General features: G+C 68.9%; 16 protein-coding genes, 1 pseudogene and 1 riboswitch. Of the genes and pseudogenes, 10 read left to right on the top strand and 7 right to left on the bottom strand.

Annotation, left to right across the window (positions count from 1 at the left end; translation table 11 throughout):
* Positions 1–18: 18 nt before the first annotated feature.
* The 6 genes and pseudogenes from ID132_RS14720 to ID132_RS05395 form a co-directional block, all read right to left on the bottom strand.
* On the bottom strand, positions 19–891 hold the full coding sequence (locus ID132_RS14720) for a type IV toxin-antitoxin system AbiEi family antitoxin domain-containing protein (protein ID WP_164509792.1): 873 nt from the start codon (positions 889–891) through the stop codon (positions 19–21).
* 116 nt (positions 892–1007) lie between these two features.
* Positions 1008–1646 (bottom strand): TrmH family RNA methyltransferase, encoded by a 639-nt coding sequence (locus ID132_RS05410; protein WP_193128054.1) that lies wholly within the window; start codon positions 1644–1646, stop codon positions 1008–1010.
* A gap of 17 nt (positions 1647–1663) precedes the next feature.
* Positions 1664–2524 carry an ABC transporter substrate-binding protein gene (locus ID132_RS14355; RefSeq protein WP_211198278.1) on the bottom strand — a complete coding sequence of 287 codons (861 nt, stop codon included), beginning with the start codon at positions 2522–2524 and terminating at the stop codon, positions 1664–1666.
* Positions 2496–2567 (bottom strand): annotated as a pseudogene (locus tag ID132_RS15180) (hypothetical protein); the annotation flags it as partial. The pseudogene ID132_RS15180 and the gene ID132_RS14355, both read right to left, overlap by 29 nt.
* A 119-nt stretch (positions 2568–2686) precedes the next feature.
* On the bottom strand, positions 2687–3553 hold the full coding sequence (locus tag ID132_RS05400; RefSeq protein ID WP_125107521.1) for an ABC transporter permease: 867 nt from the start codon (positions 3551–3553) through the stop codon (positions 2687–2689).
* Between the two features lie 59 nt (positions 3554–3612).
* Positions 3613–3736, bottom strand: a riboswitch (FMN riboswitch).
* Between the two features lie 48 nt (positions 3737–3784).
* Entirely contained in the window at positions 3785–4378 is a 594-nt protein-coding gene (locus ID132_RS05395; protein WP_211198277.1) for a cysteine hydrolase family protein, read from the bottom strand.
* A gap of 48 nt (positions 4379–4426) precedes the next feature.
* On the opposite strand from ID132_RS05395, the gene ID132_RS05390 reads away from it, so the two are divergent.
* A complete protein-coding gene (locus ID132_RS05390) occupies positions 4427–4852 on the top strand; it encodes a DUF3151 domain-containing protein (RefSeq protein ID WP_268898496.1) in 426 nt (141 codons plus the stop codon).
* Positions 4853–4896: 44 nt separating this feature from the next.
* On the top strand, positions 4897–6186 hold the full coding sequence (locus ID132_RS05385; protein WP_193128053.1) for an adenylosuccinate synthase: 1290 nt from the start codon (positions 4897–4899) through the stop codon (positions 6184–6186).
* Between the two features lie 6 nt (positions 6187–6192).
* On the opposite strand, the gene ID132_RS05380 is transcribed toward ID132_RS05385, so the two are convergent.
* On the bottom strand, positions 6193–6531 hold the full coding sequence (locus ID132_RS05380; protein ID WP_328743691.1) for an FCD domain-containing protein: 339 nt from the start codon (positions 6529–6531) through the stop codon (positions 6193–6195).
* 36 nt (positions 6532–6567) lie between these two features.
* Here ID132_RS05380 and ID132_RS05375 point away from each other — a divergent pair, with 36 nt between their 5' ends.
* From ID132_RS05375 to ID132_RS05340, 8 genes are all read left to right on the top strand, one after another.
* Positions 6568–7362: a tripartite tricarboxylate transporter permease gene (locus ID132_RS05375; protein ID WP_413229350.1), complete on the top strand. Its 795-nt coding sequence runs from the start codon at positions 6568–6570 to the stop codon at positions 7360–7362.
* Positions 7363–7437: 75 nt separating this feature from the next.
* On the top strand, positions 7438–8235 hold the full coding sequence (locus ID132_RS05370; protein WP_193128052.1) for a PfkB family carbohydrate kinase: 798 nt from the start codon (positions 7438–7440) through the stop codon (positions 8233–8235).
* Positions 8236–8237: 2 nt separating this feature from the next.
* Positions 8238–8825 (top strand): GNAT family N-acetyltransferase, encoded by a 588-nt coding sequence (locus ID132_RS05365; RefSeq protein ID WP_193128051.1) that lies wholly within the window; start codon positions 8238–8240, stop codon positions 8823–8825.
* Between the two features lie 4 nt (positions 8826–8829).
* Entirely contained in the window at positions 8830–9534 is a 705-nt protein-coding gene (gene deoC / locus ID132_RS05360; RefSeq protein WP_193128050.1) for a deoxyribose-phosphate aldolase, read from the top strand.
* Positions 9535–9561: 27 nt separating this feature from the next.
* Complete coding sequence (locus ID132_RS05355) at positions 9562–9873, top strand: chorismate mutase (RefSeq protein WP_125107527.1); 312 nt, start codon at positions 9562–9564, stop codon at positions 9871–9873.
* Between the two features lie 2 nt (positions 9874–9875).
* Positions 9876–11063 (top strand): alanine racemase, encoded by a 1188-nt coding sequence (locus ID132_RS05350; protein ID WP_193128049.1) that lies wholly within the window; start codon positions 9876–9878, stop codon positions 11061–11063.
* Positions 11060–12409: a D-arabinono-1,4-lactone oxidase gene (locus tag ID132_RS05345; protein ID WP_193128048.1), complete on the top strand. Its 1350-nt coding sequence runs from the start codon at positions 11060–11062 to the stop codon at positions 12407–12409. Before ID132_RS05350 ends, ID132_RS05345 begins: the two co-directional genes overlap by 4 nt.
* Before the next feature lie 13 nt (positions 12410–12422).
* Entirely contained in the window at positions 12423–13799 is a 1377-nt protein-coding gene (locus tag ID132_RS05340) for an NAD(P)/FAD-dependent oxidoreductase (RefSeq protein WP_193128047.1), read from the top strand.
* Positions 13800–13925: the final 126 nt, after the last annotated feature.

Here is a 13925-nt window from a genome sequence, read left to right as displayed (position 1 = left end):
GTATATGGGACAGCTGGGTCACGCAGCCTCGGTGCCCTCGCCCGAATTGGGCCCGCGCCGGTGCACGCCATCACGCACGAGGCTCAGAATGCTCTGTCCGACCTCGTCGAGCCGCGAGACGACGTCCTCGTAGGTCACGCGAATCACGCGGTAGCCGAGGCTGGTGAGCGCGAGATCGCGGGTGCGGTCGTTCTGATACGCCTCCTCAGACGTGTGGTGCGATTTGCTGTCGACCTCGATGATGAGCGACTTGCCGACGAGGAAGTCCACGCGACCGACCTCGCCAATCTCGACCTGCGTGCGATAGCGAATGTGATGCGAGCGCAGCCAGAGTCGCACCAGCGTCTCGGTGCCGGACTCCGCGCTCGCATCGAATCGCGCGAGCACCTCCTGACCGCGAGGGCCGGTGAGCAAGGCAGCGCGCTCGATCTGGGCTTCGCTCAAGATGCCCTGCTGCACCAGCGAGTCGGCGAGCACAGTCGCAGTGTCGGCGGGGAAGTCGAGCATGGTGACGAACAGCGCGACGAGTGCCGAGTCGCAGGCGGTATCGCATGGGCGAGCCGCCTCGCCGCGCAGTCGGTGCGTGGTGAGGTCGGTTGTGACTTTGATGCGGTCGTCGCGCGCCGCGCGCACGTTGACGCCGAGGCCCTCGGGCGTCCAGGCGCCGTGAAGTTTCAGCGCCGATGGGCCGGTGAGCACACCGCCCGCCTTGACGGCGCTCACTACGTCGGCATGCGGGTCAGTTCCTGACCACCACCCGCGGCGCAGCTGCGTCAGTTGCCCCGAGCGGGTCAGTTGACGAACCTCGACCTTGTCGAGCGGCACGGCCCGCAGCTGCGCGTTGGAGAGCACGCCGAAGTTGGCGGCAAAGAGGGGAGTGAGGTCGAGCACACTGCCAGTGAAGCCCGGCAGACGGCCGGGCAGGCATGGTCGGCGTGCGGCTGTGGACGACGACAATCCCACAGGCGACCCGGGAGCCGAATAGACGACCCCGTCAACCCCCGAAACTACGGCCGGCGACCGTAGACGTGCTGCAGCACCCAGTCGTGCATCGTCACGGCCGCGGCCGCCGAGGCGTTGATCGAGCGCGTCGAACCGAACTGCGTGATCTCGATTACCTGCTCCGACGCATCCACGGCCTCCTGCGTGAGCCCCGGCCCCTCCTGCCCGAAGAGGAAGACGCAGCGTTCGGGCAGCGCGGTGGTCTCGATCGGCACGCAGCCGGGCACATTGTCGATGGCGAGAATCGGCATGCCGGCCTCGCGCGCCCAGGCCGCGAACGCCTCGATCGTCTCGTGGTGCACGACGTGCTGGTAGCGGTCGGTGACCATGGCGCCGCGGCGGTTCCACCGCTTACGGCCGACGATGTGCACCGTGTTCGCGCCAAACGCGTTCGCGCTGCGCACGATCGAGCCGATGTTCATGTCGTGCTGCCAGTTCTCGATGGCGACGTGAAACGGGTGCCGCGTCGTGTCGAGGTCGTCGACGATCGCCTGCATCTTCCAGTACCGAAACCGGTCGATGACGTTGCGGGTGTCGCCGTGCTCCAGCAACTCAGGGTCGTAACGGGGGTCGTCGGGCCACTCGCCCTGCCAGGGGCCGACGCCCCACGTGCTCAGCTCGTGCGTTGGTGACTGCTCATTCATCTCGCTCTATTGTGCCGCTATGCGCTCGGTAGCAGCTCGTTCGTGTAGAGCGACTCGGGCGCAACCTCGGTGTCGATGAGGCCCGACGAGAACATGAACTCGGCCATCGCCGCCCACGTGTCGGGGTCGTTCGTGAGCAGTGGCGCGTCGCCGAGCGGCTCCATGAGCGGAATCGTCGCCTCGAGCGTCGCGAGCGCGGCCGCCTTCTGCTCGTCGCTCGTGAGCGTCGGCACGTACTTCGCGGTGATCTCGACGGCCGCTTCGGGGTTCTCGGCGATGTATTCGATCGCCCGCTGCACGGCCTCGAGCACCTTGCGCACGTCGTCGCCGCGGTCGGCGATTGTCGCGGCATCGGCGGCCACGGCCGGGCCGACGAGGGTTGGATGCGCGGGGTCGACCGCGTCGATCGTGCGAATCGGGAAGCCCTCCGCCTCGAACTGCACGGCGTCGTTGTTCGAGAAGCCCATGACCGCGTCGACGCGGCCGCCCGTGAGCGCGGCCTGCTGCGTGTAGCCGATGGCTTGGATGTCCACGTCGTCCTGGCTCAGGCCCGCCTCGTCGAGCATCGCAAGCAGCGCGAAGTAGGTCTGGCCGTAGAGGCCGGGCAGGCCGACGGTGTGGCCCTTGAGGTCCTCGGGCGTCGTGATCTCGGAGTCCTCTGGCACGATGAGCACCGCGGGGTAGGTGTTGAAGAGCGTTGCGACCGACTGCAGGTCGACGCCGCCCGCGGCAGCCTGCGTGATCTCGTCGCCGCCGGCGTAGACGAGCTGCTCGGTGCCGNGCCTTGAGCGCGCCGAACAGCTCCTCGCTCTCGCCGTGGTGGCGCAGCTCGACGTTGACGCCGGCCTCGTCGAAGTAGCCGAGGTCTTCGGCCACATAGAACGGGGCGAACTGCACGTTCGGCGTGTAGGTGAGGCCCACCGTGAGGGTGTCGCCGGATGCGCCGCTCGCGTCGGGCGAGGAGGCGACGCCCTGGCAGCCGGCGAGGGCGAGCNGCCGCGGCGGCCGCGACGGCGGCGGCGCGGACGAGTCGGGTGAACCTAGACATGCGCGGATCCTTTGGGGGAGGGCTCGGCCGGTGGGACGAGGTGAATCTCGTCAGTGTCGAGCGAATCGAGCGAGTTGAGGGTGTCGGCAGAGCGGGCGCGCGAGCGGGTGGTGAGCACCGTATCCAGCACGCGCAAAATCGTGAACAGGCCGACGGCGAGGATCACGAGCATGATCAGGGTCGCGAACAGGCCTTCGGTGTCGTTCGCGTCGCGGAAAAGGGTGAGCAGCATGCCGAGGCCGCGGCCACCCATCGTGAACTCGCCGACGACGGCGCCGGTGATCGAGAGGGCGGTGCCGGCGCGCAGGCCGGCGAGCACGCTCGGCATCGCGAGCGGGGCCTCGACCCAGAGCAGGGTCTGCCACCAGTTCGCGCCGTCGAGGCGCGCCGCTTCGATGACGTCGCTCGGCAGGGCGCGCACGCCGAGGATGGTCGTGACGAGCATCGGGAAGAACGCGACGACCGCGCAGAGCATGGCGATCGGGGTGAGGCCGTAGCCGATCCAGAGCGCGAGCAGGGGCGCGACCGCGACGGCGGGGATCGCCTGTGACGCCGTGACGTAGGGCGTGAGCGCAAGGTCGACCCACACGACGCGGGCGATGAGGTAGCCGAGGGGCACCGCCACGAGCACCGCGATGAGCGTGCCGAGCAGCGCTTCGACGAGGGTGACGCCGGTGTACTGCAGCAGCGGGCCGTCGACGATCTCGGTGAAAAAGCGCACCGCGAGCGCGCTGGGCGTGGGCAGGAACTCCTCGCTGATGACGCCGCTGCGCACCGCGAGCTCCCAAACCGTGAGGAGCACGACGGCGAGGGCCGCCGGCGCGACAAAGCGCGGCCAGGCGCGGCTCGTGCGCTCCATCGGGTCCTCCAGATCTGGCCCCGGGGATACGCACTGCTCGACGTTCGTGAACGTCAGGTACCGCGCGCCTCCCATCCGGACTTTAACCGTCGGTTTCGGAATTGCACCGAATCAGCCGCATCGTGAGATGCGGGTCGCGGACTTTACCGCCGGCTCGGATTTTCACCGACCCCGGAGCACGTGTACTCGTTCGTTCACTGTACACGCGCACCGGAAGGGGGCGACGGTTTGTTACTGCGCGAGCAATTCGTCCGTTGTGACGAGTGTGATGAGCGGGTCGAGCAGGCCGAGGAGTTCGAGCGCTTTGATGTGCGCGTCGTCGGTGCCGCCGGCGCACGCGTCGGTGACAACGATGACCTTGCGGCCCGCATCGATGGCGCCGAGGGCGGTGCCGAGTACGCAGCAGTCGGTGGCGACGCCAGTAAGAATGAGCGGCGTCGTGATCGGCAGGCGGGCGAGTTCGTTGCCCCACTTCGAGAACGTTGGGGCGTCGAGGGTGTCGGATGCGGTGAGCGAGCCGATCTCGAGCTCCCACGCTGGGTTGTCGGGCGGGAGTCGAGTGGTGGGCCAGCGGTCGTAGTACTCGCGCCAGGTGCCAACCTCGGCAGGGTCGCGCACGAAGCGGGTGAAGATGGGCGGCGTCGAGACGGCGGTCGCGAGCCGTTCGATGTTGCGCAGGGCGGCGTCGAAGCCGGTGCAGCACCACACACTGTCGGGGTCTCGGAAGACCCGTTGCATGTCGATGGCAATGAGTTGTGCGTCGGCGGGAATCACGGTGCTGCCTCCGAGATCGAGTTGAAGGATGCTCGCTCGTGATTCTGCCACTGGGGCCACTTTCCCTACCGTCAATACAACCTCGGGATAATGGGCGGCATGGACAACCTGCTTGGCATTCCCGAAACCCTGCTGCCCGAGGAACCCGAGGTTCTCGACGACCTCGGCAACCTCCCCGACAACGAGGCGGCGACCGAGGCGATTGTTGAAAAGCATCCCGCATCGTCGCTTGCCTGGTCGGAGCTCGCGAGCCTCGCGCTCTCGGCCGACCAGACCATCCAGGCCTACGCGTTCGCGCGGGTCGGCTACCACCGCGGGTTGGATGCGCTGCGAAAGGCGGGCTGGCGTGGCCAGGGCCCCGTGCCGTGGTCGCACGAGCCGAACCGTGGCGTGCTGCGCTGCTTCTACCTGCTGCGTGAGTCGGCCCGGGCCATCGGCGAGACGAGCGAAGTCGACCGCCTCACCGACCTGCTCAACGACGCCGATTCGAGCGCGATCGGCGCGATTGAGGCAGAGCGAGGCTAGCTCGACGTAGAGTTAAGTGTTAGCTAGCAAAGGGTAGGGAGCTCATGCCAGGCGTAGCAATCATTGGTAGTCAGTGGGGCGACGAAGGAAAGGGCAAGGCGACCGACCTTCTCGGCGGCCGCATTGACTATGTCGTCAAGTTCAACGGCGGCAACAACGCCGGGCACACGGTCGTCATCGGTGACGAGAAGTACGCCCTGCACCTGCTGCCCTCGGGCATCCTCACGCCGGGCGTCACACCGGTGATCGGCAACGGCGTCGTCGTCGACCTCGGCGTGCTGTTTGAAGAGATCGAGCACCTCGACGAGCGTGGCGTCGACACGTCGAAACTGCGCGTTTCGGGCAACGCCCACGTGATCCCCGAGTACAACCGCGCACTCGACCAGGTCACCGAGCGATTCCTCGGCAAGCGCCGCATCGGCACGACCGGACGCGGCATCGGCCCGACCTACGCCGACAAGATGACCCGCGTGGGCATCCGCATTCAAGACCTCTTCGACGAGAACATCCTGCGCCAGAAGGTCGAGGGTGCGCTCGTGCAGAAGAACGAGCTGCTCGTGAAGGCGTTCAACCGCCGCGCGTTCAGCGTCGACGAGATCACCGACAACCTGCTGCAGTACGCCGACCGGCTGCGCCCCATGGTGGGCGACACCGCGCTCGAGCTGCACGAGGCGCTCGACCGTAACGAGATCGTCGTGTTCGAGGCCGGCCAGGCCACGATGCTCGACATCGACCACGGCACCTATCCGTACGTGACCTCCTCGTCGGCCACGGCAGGCGGCGTCGCAACGGGTTCGGGTGTCTCTCCGCGCGCGATCAATCGCATCGTCGGCATCCAGAAGGCGTACATCACCCGCGTCGGCTCGGGCCCGTTCCCGACCGAGCTCGACGACGAGGTCGGCGAGAAGCTGCGCCAGCGCGGCGGCGAGTTCGGCACCACCACGGGTCGCCCGCGCCGCACCGGCTGGTTCGACTCGGTCGTCGCCCGTTACTCGTCGCGCATCAACGGCTTCACCGACATCGTCATGACGAAGCTCGACGTGCTGTCGACCTTCGACACGATTCCCGTCTGCGTCGCCTACGACGTCGACGGCACACGCTACGACGAGATGCCGATGTCGCAGTCCGACGTGCACCACGCCAAGCCGATCTACGAGGAGTTCCCCGGCTGGCACGAGGACATCTCGGGCATCAAGAACTTCGCCGACCTTCCGAAGAACGCGCAGGACTACGTCAAGGCGGTCGAGGAACTCTCGGGCGCCCGCATCTCGGCGATCGGCACGGGCCCGGCCCGCGACCACATCATCGAGCTGCACAACCTGCTCGGCGACTAGCTAGAGCTAGCCGGGCAACCCCCGCAACAACCGGATGCGCAGCTCGCGCGCGGCCCGCATGTGGTCGCTTGCGAGCTGCCGCGCGAGGCCTTCATCGCGAGCGTCAATCGCCGCGACGAGGGCCTCGTGTTCGTCGAGCGAGCGCTCCCAGCGGTCGCCGACCGAGAGCGTCGAGTGCGGCGCGTGCGTGAGGTGCAGCGCGAGGCGATTGAGCAGGTCGACGAGTACGGGGTTGTGCGCCGCGTCCCAGATCGCGGCGTGAAACCCGAGGTTTGTCGTGAGCCGCTCGACGTCGCTCGGCGACTCGAGCGCGCGGTCTCGCCGCACGAGTCCCTCGAGCTTCACGAGGTCGCCGAACTGGCGGTTCGTGGCGGCCTCGGCATGGGCCTCGCACTCACCTTCATCGGCCTCGACGGCCCCTCGTGCACCGAGCCCGTCGTGAAGCCCATCCAGCAGCGCCGCGCGATGCTCGGTTGGAAGGACTTCCGCTACGCGCTGCCCGCCTGGCTGCGCGGCACCGCCTTCGGTCTGCCCTTCGGCATCGTGCCAGTCGGCGGCTCTGAGGTACCGACGTTCCTCGCCTACGGCACCGAGAAGACGCTCGCGAAGCGTCGCGGCGACAAGGAGTTCGGCACGACCGGTTCACTGCGCGGCCCCGCCGCGCCGGAGGCCGCGGGGAACGCGACCACCGGTACGGCGATGGGCACGCTGCTTGCACTCGGCCTACCGGTTTCGTCGACCGCCGCGATCATCCTCGCCGCGTTCCAACAGTTCGGCCTCCAGCCCGGTCCGTTGCTGCTCACCAACAACGCCGACCTCGTGTGGACGCTGCTTGCCTCGCTGCTCATCGGCCTGCTCGTGCTGCTGTTCATCAACATGTCGCTCGCCGGCGTGTGGGCGAAGCTGCTCAGCGTACCGAACCACTACCTCTACGCCGGCATCACCGTGCTCGGCGTGCTGGGCCCGCTCGCCGAGACCGAGCTGCGCCGCGCGCTCGCGGTGTCGGAGGGTGACGTCTCGGTGCTCTGGAGCTCGCCGTTCACGATCGGCCTCTACCTCGTGCTCGCCGCGGCGCTCGTCATCTCGGGTGTGCAGCACCTGCGACACCGCCGCAAGGCGAAGCTCGAGGCGCAGACCGTGGCCGTGCGCATCCCCGAACACCTCGACACGAAGTAACGAACGGATGCGGTGGGGTGGTGACGCGCGTAGGCTAATGAACGTCGTTCACCACCCCAACGTCGAGGAAGTTCCATGACCACGCCACCCGTCACCTTTGTCATTGCCGGTTCGGAAGCCACTGGCGGCGCGGGTGTGCAGGCCGACCTGCGCACGCTGCAGCAGCTGGGCGTCTACGGCGCCGCGGCCCTCACCTGCATTGTCTCGTTCGACCCGAAGGACGGCTGGAACCACCGCTTCGTGCCGATCGACTCGCAGGTGCTGCGCGATCAGGCCGAGGCGATCCTCGCCGACTGGCAGCCCGCATCCGTGAAGATCGGCATGCTCGGCACCGTGCCGACCATCGAGACGACGCGCGACATCCTCACCGCGGCGAAGCTGCCGAACATCGTCTGCGACCCCGTGCTCATCTGCAAGGGCCAGGAGCCCGGCGCGGCCCTCGACATCGACAACGCGCTGCGCGCCGAGATCCTCCCGATCGTCGACGTGATCACCCCGAACTACTTCGAGACCTGCACGCTGGCCGGCGTCGACGAGATCGACACCGTCGCGGGCCTCGGCGATGCCGCCAAGAAGATTTCCGAGCTCGGCACGAAGGCCGTTCTCGTGAAGGGCGGCCTCGCGACCCCCGGCGACAATGCCGTCGACGTGCTTTGGGACGGCTCGGAGCTCGTCGAGTACTCGCGCCCGAAGGTCGGCACCGCCGGCGTCTCGGGTGCCGGTGACTCGCTCGCGACCGCCGTCTCGGCGGGCCTCGCGCAGGGCAAGTCGCTCCACGACGCGGTCGACGCGGCGAAGGACTTCGTGACCGCGGGCATCCAGCGTGCGATCTCGGCGAACACCCCGTTCGACGTCGTCTGGCAGGGCGAGTAGCCATGCAGTTGCCGGAGCGCGACGCCGTCCTCGAGGGCACGCGCGTGCGCCTCGAGCCGATCACCCAGGCCGGGCTCGAGGAACTCGCGCCCGCGCTGTGGCGCGAGGACGTCTTCGCGGGCGGCTTCGGCGGCGGCGTCGAGGCCTTTCGCAACCACGACTCGTTCGCCGACTGGTTCGACGGCTACCGCCCGGGCGGCGATGACTCGCGCACCTACCTCGTGCGCTTCGACGGCCGCGCGGTCGGCACGACGTCGTTCTACAACGCCGACTACCGGCGCGAATCGGTGATCATCGGCTACACCGCCTACAGCCCCGAGGTGTGGGGCACGACCGTGAACCCCGAGGCGAAGCGGGCGCTGCTCGCGGCAGCGTTCGACGGCGGCGCGCACCGGGTCGTATTCGAGGTCGACAACCTCAACGATCGCTCGCGGGCGGCCGTGACGAAGCTCGGCGCGCACCTCGACGGCATCCTCCGCGAGGATCGCCCGCGCGCCGACGGCTCGAAGCGGTCGACCGTCGTGTTTTCGATTCTTGAGCAGGAGTGGCCCGAGGTGCGGGCCGGTCTCGACGCCCGCGTGGGAGACTAGCCCCATGAACCGTGCGGAACTCGCCAAGTACATCGACCACACGCTGCTCGCCACCGACGCGACGAACGACGACGTCATCGCGCTCTACCGCGAGGCCGCCGAACTCGGCACCTTCTCGATCTGCGTCTCGCCGAACATGCTGCCCGTCGGCGGCGCGTGGTCGGCCGGGCTCGACCCCGACGTTGCGACCGAGGTGGCGGATGCGTCGGGCCCGAAGATCTGCACCGTCGTCGGCTTCCCCTCGGGCAAGCACCACTCAAACATCAAGGCCGTCGAGGCCGCGAAGGCCGTGACCGAGGGCGCCGACGAGATCGACATGGTCATCGACATCGGGCAGCTCAAGGCGGGCAACCCCGAGCTCGTCAAGGCCGACATCGAGGCCGTGCGCCGCGCAGTGCCGGCGCCGACGCTGCTCAAGGTGATCATCGAATCGGCCGCGCTCAGCGACGCCGAGATCGTCGCCGCGTGCCAGGCGGCCGAGGCTGCGGGCGCCGACTTCGTGAAGACGTCGACCGGCTTCCACAAGGCCGGCGGCGCCTCGGTCGAGGCCGTGCGCCTCATGCGCGCGACGGTCGGCGACCGCCTCGGCGTGAAGGCGTCGGGCGGCGTGCGCACCTACGAGGACGCGCTGAAGATGATCGAGGCTGGCGCCTCGCGCCTCGGCATGTCGTCGTCGGCGCAGGTGCTCGCCGACGCGCCGTCCGAGTAGCTGCCCGATGCCGATACCATCGTGAGCATGGTGTCAGCAGCGCAGCAACAACAGGCCCTCGAAGAGCTCGGGCGCATCCGCAAGTCGATCGACAACATCGACTCGGCGCTCATCTCGATCCTCGCCGAACGCTTCCGCTGCACGCAGCAGGTGGGCGAACTCAAGGCCGCGAACGAGCTGCCCGCCAGCGACCCCGCCCGCGAGCAGCAGCAGGTCGCCCGCCTGCGTCAGCTCGCGCACGACGCCGACCTCGACCCCGAGTTCGCCGAGAAGTTCCTCGGCTTCATCATCGCGGAGGTCATCCGCCATCACGAGCGGATCGCCGCCGAGAGCAACTAGCCGTGCGCGCATCCGTGCGGCGGGCGGCCGCGTCGCTGCCCGCGCCCTGCGGGGTCATCGACCTCGAGGCGTTCGACCGCAACATCTCGGCGATGGCGCAGCGCGCGGGCGGCATGCCCATCCGCGTCGCGTCGAAGTCGCTGCGCACCCGCGCCGCGCTCGAGCGCGTGCTCGAGCATCCGGGCTTCCGCGGCATCCTCGCGTTCACGCTGCCCGAGGCGATCATGCTCGCGCGCGGCGGGCACGAGGATGTCGTGCTCGGCTACCCGACGGCGAACCGGGATGCGCTGCGCGAGTTGCGCTCGGACGCGCAGTTGCGCGAGCGCATCACGCTCATGATCGACTCGGTCGAGCACCTCGACTTCTTCGATGCCGTCGCGCCGGGGCCGGGCGTGCTGCGCGTCGCGATGGAGGGTGACGTGAGCTGGTGGCCGGCAAAGCCGCTGCTGCGCGGCCACCTGCAGTACGGCGTCTACCGCTCGAGCATCCGCGAGGCCGCGCAGGCCGCCGCCTTCGCCCGCACCGTGCAGGCGCGCAAGGGCGTGCGGCTCGTCGGCCTGATGGCGTACGAGTCGCAGGTCGCCGGGCTGCCGGATGCGGCGCAGACCCCGCGCGGCGCCGCGATCCGCGTGATTCGGCACCAGTCGCTCGCGGATGTGCCGCGGCGCCGGGGCGAGATGGTCGCGGCCGTGCGCGACGTCGTCGGCGAGCTCGAGTTCGTCAACGGCGGCGGCACCGGCTCGCTCGAGTCGACCTCGGCCGACCCCTCGGTGACCGAGATCGCTGCGGGCAGCGGCCTGTTCTCGCCGGCCTCGTTTGACCGATTCCGCGGGTTTCAGCACGAGGCGGCCGCGTTCTTTGGCCTCGACGTCGTGCGGAAACCGACCGCCGAGATCGTGACCCTGCACGGCGGCGGCTGGAGCGCATCCGGCAAGCCCGGGGCCGACCGCCTGCCCGTCATCGACTGGCCGCGGGGGCTGCACTACCTGCACGAGGAGGGCGCCGGTGAGGTGCAGACGCCCATCACCGGCCACGCGGCCCGCGGGCTCGAAATTGGAGATCGTGTATGGCTGCGGCACGTAAAAGCTGGCGAACTCGCTGAACGCATCACCGATTTCGCCGTGGTAAAGGGTGGAATAATCGAACACTTCTGGAAGACGTATCGAGGAGAGGGATTCGCGTACCTATGAGCGCTGACGAGACCGCGAAGCCGAAGCGTCGGCCCAACGCCTGGCGCAACTGGTCGGGTGGCGTCACCGAGACGTCGACGCTCGTCGCTGGACCGACGAGCGAGACCGCCGTGAAGGCGCTCGTGATCGGAGCATCCGGCTCGGGGCTGAAGATCAAGTCGGTCGGCGCGGGGCACTCGTTCAACGACATCGCCGCGACCGAGGGCCTGCGCCTGCACTTCGACGACTACCGCGGGCTCGTCTCGGTGAACCCCGACACGAACGTCGCAACCTTTCGCGCTGGCACGAAGCTCCACGAGCTCCCGAAGTTGCTCGGCCCACATAACCTCGCGCTCGCGAACCAGGGCGACATCGACGCGCAGACGATCGCCGGCGCGATCTCGACCGGCACGCACGGCACCGGCCTCGGCTTCTCGGGCCTCGCCGAGATGGTCAAGTCGCTGCGCATGGTGCTCGCCGACGGCTCGATCGTGTACTGCGACGAGCGCACGCATCCCGACCTGTTCGAGTTCGCGCGCCTCGGCCTCGGCGCGCTCGGCGTCGTGCTCGAGGTGGGCATCCAGTGCGTGCCGGCGTTCCGCGTCGCCGCGAGCGAGGACGCCATGCCGATGGACGAGGTCGTCGAAAGCTTCATCGAGCGCGCCCGCTCGAACGACCACGTCGAGTTCTTCTGGTTTCCGCACGCCGATTCCGCGCTCGTGAAGACGAACCGCCGCCTCGCGCCGGGCGAGGAGCCCGACGAGTCGTTCGCCCCGCAGACCGCGCTCGCGAAGTTCGTCGACGAGGAGGTCGTGCAGAACTGGGCGCACCAGCTCGTCGCGTCGCTCGGCTCGGTCGTGCCCGGCGTCGTGCCGAAGATCAACCAGTTCTCGGCGTCGCTCATGGGCCGCCGCCACTACGTCGACGACTCGCACGGCGTGTTCGTGAGCCAGCGGCGCGTGCGCTTCAACGAAATGGAGTACGCCGTGCCGCTCGAGGACGGCCCCGAGGTCGTGCGCGAGATTCAGCAGCTCATTGACGCGAACGACTGGAACGTCTCGTTCCCGATCGAGGTGCGCTGCGCCGGCGCCGACGAGGTGCCGCTGTCGACCGCGTACCAGCGCGAATCCATGTACATTTCGGTGCACCAGTACGTGCGCGAGCCGCACCTCGAGTTCTTCGGCGCCGTCGAAGAGGTGCTGCAGGCCGCCGGCGGCCGCCCGCACTGGGGCAAGCTGCACACGCTGCGCGCCGACGAACTGCGCGAGCTCTACCCACGCTTCGACGACTTCGTCGCCCTGCGCAACGACGTCGACCCCAACCGCGTCTTCGCGAACCAATACCTGACCCGCACGCTGGGGGAGTAGGGGGCCCGGGCCCATGATCAACGGCAACGTCTCGCACTGGTGGACTGATCTGGGCACGCCCGTGCCGCGGCCCGGGGTCGAGGGTGATCTCGACGTTGACGTCGCGATCGTTGGTGGTGGGTATACCGGCCTGTGGGCCGCCTACTACCTCAAACAGGCGAAGCCGGATGCGCGCATCGCGATTCTCGAGGCGCGCTTCTGCGGGTTCGGGGCGTCGGGCCGCAACGGCGGCTGGCTCACCAACTCGGTGACCGGTGGCATCAACCAGTACGTGTCGACGCACGGGCGCGAGGCGGCGCGCGACTTCCAACTCGCGATGAACGCGACCGTCGACGAGGTGATTCGCGTCGCGGCCGCCGAGGGCATCGACGCCGACATCGTCAAGGGCGGCGACCACGAGGTCGCCTATGCGCCCGCGCAGCTCGCGCGGCTCGAGGGGATGCTCGCCGACGACGAGTCGTGGGACGGCATTGGCGGCTGGCAGCGACTCGACGCCACCGCGGCGAAGGAGCGCATCAACGTGGCCGGCACGCTCGGCGCGCTCTGGTCGCCCCACACCGCGCGCATCCATCCCGCGAAGTTCGCCCGGGGCCTGAGTGAGGTCGTCGCCAAACTCGGCGTCGAGATTTACGAGGGCACGCGCGTCGACGAGATTCGGCCCGGCGAGGCCGTGACCGCCACCGGTACCGTGCGCGCCGGGGCAGTGATCCGCGCGACCGAGGGCTTCACCGCCGGGCTGCAGGGCCTGCACCGCGAGTGGCTGCCGATGAACTCGTCGCTCATCGCGACCGAGCCGCTCAGCGAGGGGCAGTGGCAGCACATCGGCTGGGAGGGCCGCGAGGTGCTCGGCGACTTCGCGCACGTCTACATGTACGCGCAGCGCACGGCCGACGACCGCATCGCGTTCGGTGGCCGCGGCGTACCGTACCGCTGGAACTCGGCGACCGACGACGACGGCCGCACCCAGCCGGTCACCGCCGGCACGCTACGCGACCTGCTCGTGCGGTTCTTCCCCGTGCTCGACGGCGTCGACATCGACCACCTCTGGTCGGGCACCCTCGGCGTTCCCCGCGACTGGGCGGCCACCGTCACCTTCGACCCGGCGACCGGCCTCGGTCACGCCGGCGGTTACGTCGGCACCGGCGTCGCGACGACGAACCTCGCGGGCCGCACCCTGCGCGACCTCGTGCTCGGTCGCGAGACCGAACTCACCGGGCTGCCCTGGGTCGGCCACCGCGTTCGCCGCTGGGAGCCCGAGCCCCTGCGCTGGCTCGCGACCCGCGTCATCTACGGTGCCTACGGAGCCGCCGATCGAGCCGAATACGGCGGCCGGGCGACGACCTCACCCCTCGCGCGCATCGCCGACCTCGTGTCTGGACGATCGCACTAGCGACTCGCGGTTCCCAAACGGAGAAATAGCCGGGCCGCATGGACCGGTGCCTGCTCGGTGCGCATCTCCGGCGTCGCTGGCCACAACTATGCTCAGATCACCGTTTCTACGTACCGCGCAATTGCC

The sequence above is a fragment of the Gulosibacter sediminis genome (assembly GCF_014904065.1).
GTDB classification, from domain to species: Bacteria; Actinomycetota; Actinomycetes; order Actinomycetales; family Microbacteriaceae; genus Gulosibacter; species Gulosibacter sediminis.
Note: the sequence above shows the minus strand (reverse complement) of the source record. Positions and strands in the feature narration are given on the sequence as shown.

What these genes read in the sequence shown, in the direction of transcription:
- ID132_RS05410 (WP_193128054.1), bottom strand. Translation starts at nt 1,646, where the DNA reads ATGAATGAGCAGTCACCAACGCACGAGCTGAGCACGTGGGGCGTCGGC.
- ID132_RS05400 (WP_125107521.1), bottom strand. Translation starts at nt 3,553, where the DNA reads ATGGAGCGCACGAGCCGCGCCTGGCCGCGCTTTGTCGCGCCGGCGGCC.
- ID132_RS05390 (WP_268898496.1), top strand. Translation starts at nt 4,427, where the DNA reads ATGGACAACCTGCTTGGCATTCCCGAAACCCTGCTGCCCGAGGAACCC.
- ID132_RS05385 (WP_193128053.1), top strand. Translation starts at nt 4,897, where the DNA reads ATGCCAGGCGTAGCAATCATTGGTAGTCAGTGGGGCGACGAAGGAAAG.
- ID132_RS05375 (WP_413229350.1), top strand. Translation starts at nt 6,568, where the DNA reads ATGGGCCTCGCACTCACCTTCATCGGCCTCGACGGCCCCTCGTGCACC.
- ID132_RS05370 (WP_193128052.1), top strand. Translation starts at nt 7,438, where the DNA reads ATGACCACGCCACCCGTCACCTTTGTCATTGCCGGTTCGGAAGCCACT.
- ID132_RS05365 (WP_193128051.1), top strand. Translation starts at nt 8,238, where the DNA reads ATGCAGTTGCCGGAGCGCGACGCCGTCCTCGAGGGCACGCGCGTGCGC.
- deoC (WP_193128050.1), top strand. Translation starts at nt 8,830, where the DNA reads ATGAACCGTGCGGAACTCGCCAAGTACATCGACCACACGCTGCTCGCC.
- ID132_RS05355 (WP_125107527.1), top strand. Translation starts at nt 9,562, where the DNA reads ATGGTGTCAGCAGCGCAGCAACAACAGGCCCTCGAAGAGCTCGGGCGC.
- ID132_RS05345 (WP_193128048.1), top strand. Translation starts at nt 11,060, where the DNA reads ATGAGCGCTGACGAGACCGCGAAGCCGAAGCGTCGGCCCAACGCCTGG.
- ID132_RS05340 (WP_193128047.1), top strand. Translation starts at nt 12,423, where the DNA reads ATGATCAACGGCAACGTCTCGCACTGGTGGACTGATCTGGGCACGCCC.